Origin of the sequence: Paracoccus spongiarum, assembly GCF_030732095.1 — a bacterium.
Taxonomy (GTDB): domain Bacteria; phylum Pseudomonadota; class Alphaproteobacteria; order Rhodobacterales; family Rhodobacteraceae; genus Paracoccus; species Paracoccus spongiarum.
Map to the genome: position 1 here is coordinate 68,175 of NZ_JAVAMQ010000014.1, position 11,366 is coordinate 79,540.

The 11,366-nt window shown below is 65.2% G+C and carries 7 protein-coding genes and 3 pseudogenes; 4 read left to right on the forward strand and 6 right to left on the reverse strand.

Annotation, left to right across the window (positions count from 1 at the left end; translation table 11 throughout):
* Nucleotides 1-2: 2 nt before the first annotated feature.
* The 4 genes from sdhA to Q5Y72_RS14535 all read left to right on the forward strand — a co-directional run bounded on the left by sdhA (nt 3) and on the right by Q5Y72_RS14535 (nt 3,415).
* The gene (sdhA, locus tag Q5Y72_RS14520) at nt 3-1,805 is read left to right on the forward strand and encodes a succinate dehydrogenase flavoprotein subunit (RefSeq protein WP_305964143.1); all 1,803 of its coding nucleotides are present in this window, start codon (nt 3-5) and stop codon (nt 1,803-1,805) included.
* Nucleotides 1,805-2,173: a hypothetical protein gene (locus Q5Y72_RS14525; protein WP_305964144.1), complete on the forward strand. Its 369-nt coding sequence runs from the start codon at nt 1,805-1,807 to the stop codon at nt 2,171-2,173. Before sdhA ends, Q5Y72_RS14525 begins: the two co-directional genes overlap by 1 nt.
* A 31-nt stretch (nt 2,174-2,204) precedes the next feature.
* A complete protein-coding gene (locus Q5Y72_RS14530; protein WP_305964145.1) occupies nt 2,205-2,495 on the forward strand; it encodes a hypothetical protein in 291 nt (96 codons plus the stop codon).
* Nucleotides 2,496-2,635: 140 nt separating this feature from the next.
* The gene (locus Q5Y72_RS14535) at nt 2,636-3,415 is read left to right on the forward strand and encodes a succinate dehydrogenase iron-sulfur subunit (protein WP_305964146.1); all 780 of its coding nucleotides are present in this window, start codon (nt 2,636-2,638) and stop codon (nt 3,413-3,415) included.
* 403 nt (nt 3,416-3,818) lie between these two features.
* Here the strand turns inward: Q5Y72_RS14535 and Q5Y72_RS14540 are convergent.
* The 6 genes and pseudogenes from Q5Y72_RS14540 to Q5Y72_RS14565 form a co-directional block, all read right to left on the reverse strand.
* Nucleotides 3,819-4,231 (reverse strand): annotated as a pseudogene (locus Q5Y72_RS14540) (IS5 family transposase); the annotation flags it as partial.
* A pseudogene (locus Q5Y72_RS14545) lies at nt 4,221-4,608 on the reverse strand (transposase); the annotation flags it as partial. The pseudogenes Q5Y72_RS14540 and Q5Y72_RS14545, both read right to left, overlap by 11 nt.
* A gap of 290 nt (nt 4,609-4,898) precedes the next feature.
* Complete coding sequence (locus Q5Y72_RS14550) at nt 4,899-5,885, reverse strand: C45 family autoproteolytic acyltransferase/hydrolase (protein WP_305964154.1); 987 nt, start codon at nt 5,883-5,885, stop codon at nt 4,899-4,901.
* Nucleotides 5,886-5,916: 31 nt separating this feature from the next.
* Nucleotides 5,917-7,383, reverse strand: a pseudogene (locus Q5Y72_RS14555) (biotin carboxylase); the annotation flags it as partial.
* Between the two features lie 21 nt (nt 7,384-7,404).
* Nucleotides 7,405-10,143, reverse strand: coding sequence for an aminotransferase class I/II-fold pyridoxal phosphate-dependent enzyme (locus Q5Y72_RS14560; protein WP_305964147.1), 2,739 nt, complete (start codon nt 10,141-10,143; stop codon nt 7,405-7,407).
* Between the two features lie 73 nt (nt 10,144-10,216).
* Entirely contained in the window at nt 10,217-11,179 is a 963-nt protein-coding gene (locus tag Q5Y72_RS14565; protein WP_305964148.1) for a carbon-nitrogen hydrolase family protein, read from the reverse strand.
* Nucleotides 11,180-11,366 lie beyond the last annotated feature (187 nt).

Here is an 11,366-nt window from a genome sequence, read left to right on the forward strand (position 1 = left end):
ACATGGCTGCATATGAAATCCAGACGCATGACTATGACGTGGTGGTCGTGGGCGCCGGCGGTGCCGGCCTGCGCGCGACGCTCGGCATGGCCGAGCAGGGTCTGCGCACCGCCTGCGTGACCAAGGTCTTCCCGACGCGCAGCCACACCGTCGCGGCGCAGGGCGGCATCGCCGCCTCGCTGTCGAACATGGGCCCCGACAACTGGCAGTGGCACATGTACGACACCGTCAAGGGGTCGGACTGGCTGGGCGACACCGACGCGATGGAATACCTCGCGCGCGAGGCACCGAAGGCGGTCTACGAACTGGAACATTACGGCGTGCCCTTCTCGCGCACCGAGGATGGCCGGATCTACCAGCGCCCCTTCGGCGGCCACACGACCGAATTCGGCGAAGGCCCCCCGGTGCAGCGCACCTGCGCCGCCGCCGACCGAACCGGCCATGCGATCCTGCACACGCTGTATGGCCAGAGTCTGAAGAACAACGCGGAGTTCTTCATCGAGTATTTCGCGCTGGACCTGATCGTCAGCGATGGCCGTTGCACCGGCGTCGTCTGCTGGAAGCTGGATGACGGCACGATCCACGTCTTCAACGCCAAGATGACCGTGCTGGCGACCGGCGGCTATGGACGCGCCTATTTCAGCGCCACCAGCGCGCATACCTGCACCGGCGACGGCGGCGGCATGGTCGCCCGCGCCGGCCTTCCGCTGCAGGACATGGAATTCGTTCAGTTCCACCCGACCGGCATCTACGGATCGGGCTGCCTGATCACCGAGGGCGCGCGCGGTGAGGGGGGCTATCTGACCAACTCGGAAGGCGAGCGGTTCATGGAACGCTATGCCCCGACCTACAAGGACCTGGCCAGCCGCGACGTGGTCAGCCGCTGCATCACCATCGAGATCCGCGAGGGTCGCGGGGTGGGGCCGCAGAAGGACCACATGTTCCTGAACCTCATGCACCTGCCGCCCGAGGCGCTGGCCGAACGGCTGCCGGGCATCAGCGAATCGGCCAAGATCTTTGCCGGGGTGGATGTCACCAAGCAGCCGATCCCGATCCTGCCCACGGTGCATTACAACATGGGCGGCATCCCCACGAACTACTGGGGCGAGGTGCTGAACCCGACCGCCGACAATCCGGACGCGATCTTCCCGGGCCTGATGGCAGTGGGCGAGGCGGGCTGTGCCAGCGTGCATGGCGCCAACCGCCTCGGCTCGAACAGCCTGATCGATCTTGTGGTGTTCGGCCGAGCCGCCGCGATCCGCGCGGGCCAGGTGGTCGATCGCGAGGGCGCGGTGCCTGCCACCGACCAGGCCCAGGTCGATCGCGCGCTGGACCGCTTTGACGGGCTTCGCAACGCCGCCGGCGGCACGCCGACGGCCGAACTGCGGCTCGAGATGCAGAAGACCATGCAGGCCGATGCGGCGGTGTTCCGCACCGACAGGACGCTGGCCGAGGGCATGGGCAAGATGCAGGCCATCGCCGGCAAGCTGGACGATCTGCACGTCACCGACCGCGGGCTGATCTGGAATACCGACCTGATGGAGACGCTGGAGCTGACCAACCTGATGCCGAACGCGCTGGCCACGATCGTGGCGGCCGAGGCGCGCAAGGAAAGCCGCGGCGCCCATGCGCATGAGGACCATCCTGAGCGGGATGACGCCAACTGGCGCAAGCATTCGCTTGCTTGGGTCGAGGGGAACGCGGTTAAACTCGACTATCGCCCCGTTCATCTCGAGCCGCTGACTGCGGCCGATCAGGGTGGGATCGACCTGAACAAGATTGCACCGAAGAAAAGGGTTTACTGATGCGCTTCATTTCCTCCGCGGCCCTGCTTGCCACCGGCCTCGCGCTTGCGGGTTGTGTCGCCCCGATGCCCGTGGCCACTCCGCTGCCCTCGGGCCCGGTGACCACGGCGCCGATGCCCACCGTGCTGGATGCCGCCTCGCGCGCCGTGGCGCGCAGCGTCATCAACAGCGAGATGCAGAAGCGGCTGCCGGGCGCGAATGTCGCACCCTTCACCGATTGCGTGGTGGCGAATGCGACCACCGCCGAACTGATCGACATCGCGCAGATGTCGCGTTCGGGCGTCAGCGGCACCGCCGACAGCGTGGCGGCGATCGTCTCGCGGCCGGCGACGACCCAGTGCATCGCCAGCGCCGCGCGCTCGGCGTGACGTGATGCGCCTGCGGTCCCTTGTCCCGCCCATGTGCCTTGCCGCCGCGTTGGCGGGTTGCGCGCCGCTGCCGGTCGAGCGGGCCGAGGCGTCCTGCCTGCGCGACGCCGAACTGGCGTCGGGGCCGCGCGGGCAGGTGACAATGGGGGTCGCGGGGGGCGGCGGCCGGTCGTCCGGCGCCATCGGCAGTGTCGAGCTGAACATTTCCAGCGATTACCTGATGGGGCGCGACCCCTCGGACGTGTTCAACCGCTGCGTCCTGCGCCGTTCGGGGCAGATGCCGACCCGCAGCCTTGCCGACCAGCCGGGCTGGCGGGGCTGATGGCGGTGCGCGCCGTCGCGCCCGCCTGCTGCCTCGCATGGCGCCCGTGCCGGCCGGTGCGGACGCCGGGCGCGCGGTCTCTTATCCTACCCAGCAAGGGCGGCCCGGCGCCGTCCCGCCAAGCATAGACGAGGTTCAAGATGGTCCAGTTCACCCTGCCCAAGAACAGCCAGATCCGGGTCGGCAAGACCTGGCCCAAGCCCGAGGGCGCGACGAACCTGCGCAAGTTCAAGATCTATCGCTGGGACCCCGATACCGGCGAGAACCCACGCCTGGACACCTACTTCATCGATCTCGACAAGTGCGGGCCGATGGTGCTGGACGCGCTGATCAAGATCAAGAACGAGATCGATCCGACCCTGTCCTTCCGGCGGTCCTGCCGCGAAGGCATCTGCGGATCCTGCGCGATGGTCATCGACGGCGGCAACCGTCTGGCCTGCATCTTCGGCATCGACGAGGTCGCGGGCGACGTGGCCATCTATCCGCTGCCGCACATGCCGGTGGTCAAGGACCTGATCCCGGACCTGACGCATTTCTATGCCCAGCACGCCTCGGTGAACCCCTACCTCCAGACCAAGACGCCAACGCCCGGCAAGGAATGGAAGCAGTCGATCGAGGATCGCAAGAAGCTGGACGGGCTTTATGAATGCATCCTCTGCGCGTCCTGCTCGACCGCCTGCCCGTCCTACTGGTGGAACGGCGATCGCTATCTGGGGCCGGCCGCCCTGCTGCACGCATATCGCTGGATCATCGATTCGCGCGACGAGGCGACGGGCGAGCGGCTGGACGAGCTGGAGGACCCGTTCAAGCTGTATCGCTGCCACACGATCATGAACTGCACCAATACCTGTCCCAAGGGGCTGAACCCGGCCAAGGCGATCGCCTCGATCAAGCACATGATGGTCGACCGGGTGGTCTGAGGCCGCGCGCGGGGCGGTTGCGTCCCGCGATGGCCGGGGGCGCTTCGCCCCCCGGACCCCCAGAGGATATTTGGACCAAGGCAAGGGGCCGGGCTGAGTTTGGCGCGTTCCGCGTAGTGGGACCGACTGCAAGGCTTGCGGCGACCGGTGATCGACGCGGCGCCTTAGCCGGGTGAAAGGGGGCTTGCGGTCTCTTCTTGCCCCGACGATTGCCTGATGCGTCAGGCCTGGATTTCGGCTTTCGCGCGGACAATGTCTCGATGCTGGCAGCAGCCCTGGCCTGTGTTCCGAGCGGAGGCATGGTTCCCGGCTCTTTACCAGACCAGGAGACTCGCCAACGCCAGGCGGATCATTCCCGCGGCAGGCGCCTTTGAATGCCCTGGAATCAGGACTCGATCTCTCGTCATGGCCAGAACATGACGGTTGCGGCGAGGGCGATGGCGGAGAGGAAGACCTTGGTGCACCTGTCGTCGCGGGTTGCGATCCTGCGCCAATCCCTGAGCCTGCCGAGCATGATCTCGATCCGGTTGCGGCGTTTGTCGCGGCGCTTGTCGTGCGTGCTGGGTTTGCCGCGGGACCTCCTGCCGGGGATGCAGGGCTTTATCCCTTTTCTTTCAACGCGTCTCTGAACCAGTCGGCGTCATGGCCGCGGTTGGCCAGCAACCACTCCGCCTTTGGCAGGCTGCCCAGCAGGGCGGCCGCACTCGTGTTGTCACTGACCTGGCCTGCGGTCATGAAGAAGCGGAGCGGGCGGCCCTCGGCGTCGGTGACGGCATCCAACCTGGTGTTCATGCCGCCCTTGGCCCGGGCGACGATGCCCGTATAGCACCGACGACCGATCGACCCCGATCAGGGAACACGCCCGCCGCTCGCTCATCTCGTATCCCTGTTCGAGATGGGCGACGGCCTCGCGCCTGGCGGCGGGCGTCACCATTTTCTGAGAGCAGATCCTTCAGCGCGGTGTTGTCGAGCATCGCCTCGGCGAGCAGGCGCTTCAGCTTGGCGCTCTCGTCTTCGAGCGCCTTCAGTCGCGTGGCTTCCGAAGGCGCCATGCCGCCGAACTTCGCCTTCCGGGCATAGAACGTGGCGCCGCTGATCCCGTGCCTGCGGCAAACCTCGGCCGTCTTCGCGCCCGCCTCCTGCGCACGCAGGATCGCAATGATCTGCTCTTCCGTGAACCTCGATCTCTTCATGTCCGGTCCTCTCCCTCGGCCGGACTCTAGCATCAGATGGACGAGCTATCGGGGGTCACAGCACCAGATCACCAACGAGCGCCTTCAAGGAAGGCGAACACGCCGCCTGACGCGCCCACATGGCGCGAAGGCCGCCCCGTCCGAGGACGGGGTTTGCCATGTCCGATCTCCCATTCCTTGGTCACGATCTTATCTTCGTCTCCACGAGACCGGCAGCAGGCCAACCCGCCCAAATCGGCAATACTCCAACCCACGGTCTCGCTCACGCTTGAAGAGAGCTGGTGGCCAGGTCATCTGCCGAGGTTGGTGCACTCCTCGGGCGTGTAGGTCCTGCGTATTTGATCCGGGAATCCGCCGATATGCAGTGGCCATGCGGCCTGCGGCCAGCGCAGTTCCATCTGTCCGAGGCGCGGACGGTAGGCGGCGGTGTAGAGGGTGCCGAAGCCGAGAGCAAACGCCGTGGAGTAGAGCGGCGGGCGCAGGAAGGCCTGAATGAACTTCTCTTCCGGTTCGACATGCAGCGTCAGGCGTTGCAGCAGGAACCGCTCACGCTCGACCGTGGCGGTCAGGCGGGCGTGGCTGTCCCATTCCACCCGGTCCTGATGATTCGTCGCCACGGCGCCGTGGGTGATCCGGGCGGGGCGGTCGGGGGACATCATCACCGTGCGGATGCGGCGGCGGCGGTCGACGACTGTGACGTTGTAGCTCATGTGGGTCGGGATGCGCGCAAGCGCGCGGGCCGCGCCTTCGGTCGTCTCGCAGGTCTGCAGCACATAGCGGAGTATGAGCGGCACGCCGAAGCCATCGCCGACCACCCGCCTGCCGCCGAAGGTGAGCGACAGCGCGAGCCCCGCATCATTCATGCCGTCTACCAGCCCCCAGAGACCGTCGGAGGTCCCCAGAACGGTGCGGCCATTCCAGACGGTGCGCAGGACGAGGCTGTCGAACGCCTGGGGACTGTAGTCGTAGTTGCGGACGAGGACCGGTTCCTTTCCGGGCCAGACCGCCTGGCTGCAGCCCGAGAGATAGGGCGGCGGGCGATAGAAGCTGAGGAACCTTGCCGCCTGGTCGCCACCGCCGGCCAGATCGCAAAGCCGTTCATAAAGCGGCACGATCTCGGGCATGTGGCTGCGCAGGGCCTGAAGGCCCTCCAAGTAGGTCGGGCGGGCATCCTCGCCTTCGCGCAGCCACCAGCGCTGATAACTGGGCCAGAACTCGGCGAAGAGCGCGGCCCATTTCGGGCCCGGCTCCGCTTCGTCGATGGCGCGCCAGATCAGTTCCACGCGCGTGTTCCGGTCGTGCGACGGGCTACATGATCTTGAAGGCGGGGTCGTTCAGCGCCGGTCCGGCCGCCGCCATCGGCAGCGGCTTGGCGAGGACCGCCTGCTTGATGCCGTGGATCCACTTCTTCGCCCTTTCGTTCAGTTGGAAGCCGGTCGTCATCGACCGGCCGCGCGTAACCAGGATCCCGACGTCGGCGCCCTCATAGCGGTAGTCGCCCGGCCGCAGGATGCGCAGGAAAAAGGCCTCGTTCTCGGATTCGACCGCCCGGCGGTGATAGTCGAAGCGGTCGAAGACCACGCGCCCGTCCCCCAGCATCCTGTAGATGCCCGTCTGGGGCGAATCCGTGCAGATGTCCACCGTGTCGTCGGTATGCTTGATGACCATCTGCGACCAGCCGTCGATCATGTCGGGGTCGGCCCAGCGCGCATTCAGTTCCTCTACATCCAGCTTGAACTTCATTTTCGAGAATTCGAGCAGGTGGAACAGGAACAGCGGCGCGTCGGCATGGGCGAAGGCGGCGTGATTGGTCATCGAGCTGGCGCCGGTGATGCGGGGGTTCAGCTCTCCCAGCCAGAGCTCGCCCGTCTTCTTGTCGATCAGGAAGTCCAGCTCGAAATAGCCCCGATACCCCTCTTTCCGCAGTTGCTCGCCGAACTTGAATGTCAGCTCGCGCGCCTGCTGGCGTACCTTGGGCTGAAAGGCGGTCGAGAAGATCTCGTTGCCGCACCAGCCTCCACGGTAGGGTGTCAGTTCCTTGAAGCCCACGAGCTCGGTCATCAGTGGACCGACGATCGTGCCCTCCCTCGTGGCGCAAGCCTCGATCGCCGAGCCGCGGCAGTCGATGCGCTTCATGATCTTGATCTCGCCCTGGCCGACGATCTCGTGCGCGTGGCGGCGGAATTCAGCTTCGGACTTGATGAAGAAGGTGGTGTGGCCGGAATCACCGAAGGCCGATTGAAGCACGAGGTCGTGCCCCAGCCCCGCCTTCTCGCAGACCTGCTGGAGGTGCTTGTAGTCCTTCACCTCGGACAGGGTATTGGGCACCGAAAAGACGCCCGCCTTGTTGCCGACACGCACTGTCTCGATCTTGTTGTCCATCCGGCTGCGCAGGCTGGCCTTTGGGAACCAGACCTCGGCGCCGAGTTCTTTCGACAGCCGCTCGGTCGTCTCGTCGAACATCAGGAAGACGAACTTCGGCTTGCCGCCGCGGCGCTTGACGTAGTCGATGACCTCCTTGTGCTGAAGAAGATAATTGTTGATGTCCTCGATGGACTGGAATTCGGCATGCGGCTGCTCGGAGGGGCAGAAGACGTTCGGGTGGCGGCCGTCGTAGCAGTCGATGTAGCAGATATACTTGAAATTCTTGCACCATTCATCAAGCCCGAGCAGGTTGAAGTTGGTGGCAGAGATGAAATAGACCGGGTCCTCGTTGCGGTGGAAGAACCGCCGGATCTCGGAGATGTTCAAAAGGTCGTTCTTCGGCATCTGTTCCTCCCTACGCCTTGGTCTTCTCTATTCCGCCGCCCTCGCAAGTTGCGGCTTCGCGATCCGGGCCAGGGCCTCGGGCGTGAAGACACGCAGGCCAAGGTCGGCGCGGTAGCCGTGGATCTCGCTCACGTCGAGGGCGCGCATGAAGGCCAGGATCTCGCGGCTGATGACCTGCCCCGGCACGAGGATGGGGAAGCCGGGCGGATAGGGGATGATGAAACTGGCCGACACGACTTCGCGGCCGTCATTCAGCGCCTCGGGCAGGCCCGCGCCGAGATCGAGATAGTCGCAGTTCGCCTCGTCATAGGCCAGGAAGAAGGCGCTGCGGATATCCCCTTCCGACGTTTCCTGATCGGCGCGGAAGGCATCGTGGAACCGGCTGAAGTCCGGCAGCGGAGGCAGGTCCTCGACAAGGGCCTTCACGCGGCGTTCGAACCCCAGCCGCTCCATCTTCGAGGCGTCGTCCAGAAGATCATCGAGACCGTTGGCAATTTCCACCAGGACCTCGATCAGATAGGCGACCGATGATCGCGTGGTTCCGATGTTGGTCATGAACAGCACGGTGTTGCGTGAGGTCTTGTTGATCTGGATCCCGTACTTGTCCATCAGGATCCTGGTCTTGAAGGTCGCGCCGTCCCAGCCGGTGCCGCCCACCGTCAGCGTGACGCGCGTGGCGTCAAGGACAAATTCGTCCTTCTCCCAGCATTCCCAGATGTCGGTCCAGCCCTGTTCGGGGTTGTAGTAGCTTTCGACGCCGCTTTCGCGGAATTCGGCCGGGATCATGTCGCCGGCGGCCAGCACCTTGAAGTACTTCTTCAGCTGCGGGTGCGTCGAGATCGCGCGGCGCATCGCCATGGCCGCCTCAACCTGCCGCTGCACGAATTCGAAGCCTTCAAGTTCCACCTGCCGGCGGCCGACATCCAGACTGGCGATGATCTGATAGTTGGGCGAGGTCGAGGTATGCGTCATGTAGGCTTCGTGGAAGCTCTGCTCGACCCTTCCCTTGAAGTCCTGATCGTTGACGTGGATCATCGACCCCTGGCGCAGCGAGGTCAGGGTCTTGTGCGTCGATTGCGTGGCATAGACGCGGACGCGGGCATCGGGCGGGGCCACCAGCCGAGTCTGCAGGATCGTTTCCTCGTCGGCGTCCTTCAGCTTTTCCTGCTGGGCGGTCCAGGCCCTCTCCTGCTCGGGGGTGCGGAGCCTTTCGCGCAAGGCGTTGGCGGCGTTCATCGCCGTGCGCTGGCGGTAGGTGGGGCCGAAGCGAGCGAAAGCGAACCATGCCTCGTCCCAGAGGAAGATCAGGTCGGGCTTTATCGCAAGGCATTCCTCCATCACCCGCTCGACGTTGTAGACGATCCCGTCGAAGGTGCAGTTAGTAAGAAGCAGCATCCGCACCCGGTCGAGCTTGCCGGCAGCCTTAAGTCTGAGAAGCTGGTGCTTGATCTCGCGCAGCGGCACCGCGCCATACATCGAGTAGTCGTTCAGCGGGTAGCTGTCGAGGTAGACGACCTGCGCGCCTGCCAGCACCATCCCGTAGTGGTGCGACTTGTGGCAGTCGCGGTCCACCAGCACGATGTCGCCGGGATGCACCAGCGCCTGCACCACGATCTTGTTGCAGGTCGAGGTGCCGTTCGTCGCAAAGAAGGTCTGCCGCGAGCCGAAGGCACGGCTGGCCAGTTCCTGCGCCTCCTTGATCGGCCCGTGCGGCTCGAGCAGGCTGTCGAGCCCGGCCGAGGTGGCCGATGTTTCGGCCAGGAAGATGTTGGGGCCGTAGAAGGCGCCCATGTCCTGGATCCAGTGTGACCGGCTGATCGACTTGCCACGGCTGATCGGAAGCGCGTGGAAGACCCCGGTCGGCTGCTTGGAATAATTCACGAGCGCGGTGAAGAAGGGCGTCTTGTTGCGGGCCTGAACGCCGCGCAGTATGTTGAGGTGCAGCTCGAAGAAATCCTCGAGGTTGTAGAACACCCGCCGGCAGATGCCGAGATCGAGGCCCGCGATATCCTCGACCGAGCGGTCGGTCACCAGATAGGCGTCGAGTTCCGGGCGCACGCGGGCGATGAGGCGGCACAGTTCCGGCCCCCAGTCCTCGGGCGACAGCGCCTCGATTCCCTCGGGCCCACCGGCGCGGTTGAGATACCGCTTCAGGATCGGCACCTCGGTCTTCGATTTCAGCGAAAGCCCGGGGCGGACGACGACCGCCTGGATGTTGTGGTTGAAGAGGATCGCAATCAGCGCGTCCTCGATGCTTGGAACGACGACCGCCTCGTAGATGAACGGATCCTCGGTGCGCCGCATCCGGGCGACGTTGGACTTGAGCCATCTCTCCTGATGCTCGTTCACGTCGTCGACGATCAGCACCTCGAAATAGGGTTTCGACAGCGCCCGCGCCTCGGGCGACAGCATCGCCTCGTCATCGTGATCGTCGCCGTCGGTGCTGTCGCGTTCCAGCGGGATGTGGCGGCGGCGGTAGGCGCCCGAGGTAAGGGCCCGCTTCACGCGCTGCGCGCCATGGGCGGCATCGGTGATGTTGCCGTGTTCGAACTGCCGCCGCAGGTGATCGAAGGCGGCCGTTCCGGGGAAGGCCCAGTAGGGTTCGATCACCGTCAGGGCATCGAACAGCTCGGCGATCCGCTTGCGCAGGGCCGCCGCCCCGCGCGCCTCGGGCGCCCGGGCAAGCGTCGCGAGGTTCTGCTGGAGGCTGCTCCAGCGATCCGACCGCAACTGGATGGCGGAATAGTATTCATGAACCGATTGCATCGGCGGCTCCTCTCCTCCTTGCCATGTCCGGCGCCCGGGGAGCCTCTCTGCGCCGACGCCCTGGTCCTGGCGTTCAGATCGCGCCTTTCGAGAGGTCGGGCGCCGTGACATGCAGGTTGTGGCCATGCCGAGTCTGCGGGGCGGTCTCGCCCGTGTGACCTACATGTATCCCGGCCCGCGATCCCTGTCCTGAAAGTTCCAGCGGCCCCAGCGTCTTCAAATAACCGTCTGCGCCACTATTCCGGTCATAAACCGAAAAATCAACCGTCCTGTCCCGGAAGCTCTTGAGGACCTGGCCAAGCCCCTTCATGCCGGTCTCGCGCTGTCGCCGCACGACGTCCAGGTCCACCTCGATGGGGAACAGGTCCTCCTGTCCGGCCGACTGGTGCAGCACATGGGCAGACGGGTCCACGACACAGGACTTGCCGACGCCGCCTGCACCAAGGCCGTTCACATCGAAGACATAGCACTGGAACTGCGCGGCCGTCGCCCGCGCAATCGCCAGTTCCGCGTCGCGGTCGGTGGTCCCGGTCAGCACGGGGTGCAGCAGAACCTCGACGCCGGCGCTGGTCAGCTGCCGCGTCGTCTCGGGGAACCAGATGTCATAGCAGATCGAGACCCCGAATCGTCCCACGTCGGGCACGTCGAAGATGCAGAACTCGGTTCCGCCCTCGACTTCAGCCTCGTAGGGCCGGAACGGGAACATCTTGCGATAGCTCGACACGATCTCGCCCGCCGGGTTGATCACGGCAGAGGTGTTGTAAATCTTGCCGTCCAGGCCCATCTCGAACATCGAACCGGGGATCAGCCAGACCCGGTGGTGCCGGGCCGCGTTGCAGAAGCGCTCCAGCGTGTCGTTCATGAACGGCTGGGCATAGCGGGGCAGGGGGCCGAAGGGCGCCAGTTCGCTGAACAGCACCATCTGCGTCCATGGAAAGCGGGCCATCAGGATATCCAGCCGCTGCAGCATCCCCTCGACGTTCGAGTGCACGGCACTGACCTGCATCTGGATGCCTGCAATCGCGAAGGGGGTCATGTTTCGGGTCTCCGGTCGGGTGGCCGCCCGGATGCGGGGCGGCGCGCAGGATAATTCGGCTGGTGGTATAATCCCAATATCCCGAAGGGCACAATGGCCTCGCCCTGCCTCTTCCAGCGGAGACTGCCGCCCTGCAGCGGTCGGCCAGGGGTCGGATCTGCATGTTGCTTTCACGTCGTGCTACAGC

What these genes read in the sequence shown, in the direction of transcription:
- sdhA (WP_305964143.1), top strand. Translation starts at nt 3, where the DNA reads ATGGCTGCATATGAAATCCAGACGCATGACTATGACGTGGTGGTCGTG.
- Q5Y72_RS14525 (WP_305964144.1), top strand. Translation starts at nt 1,805, where the DNA reads ATGCGCTTCATTTCCTCCGCGGCCCTGCTTGCCACCGGCCTCGCGCTT.
- Q5Y72_RS14530 (WP_305964145.1), top strand. Translation starts at nt 2,205, where the DNA reads ATGTGCCTTGCCGCCGCGTTGGCGGGTTGCGCGCCGCTGCCGGTCGAG.
- Q5Y72_RS14535 (WP_305964146.1), top strand. Translation starts at nt 2,636, where the DNA reads ATGGTCCAGTTCACCCTGCCCAAGAACAGCCAGATCCGGGTCGGCAAG.
- Q5Y72_RS14560 (WP_305964147.1), bottom strand. Translation starts at nt 10,143, where the DNA reads ATGCAATCGGTTCATGAATACTATTCCGCCATCCAGTTGCGGTCGGAT.
- Q5Y72_RS14565 (WP_305964148.1), bottom strand. Translation starts at nt 11,179, where the DNA reads ATGACCCCCTTCGCGATTGCAGGCATCCAGATGCAGGTCAGTGCCGTG.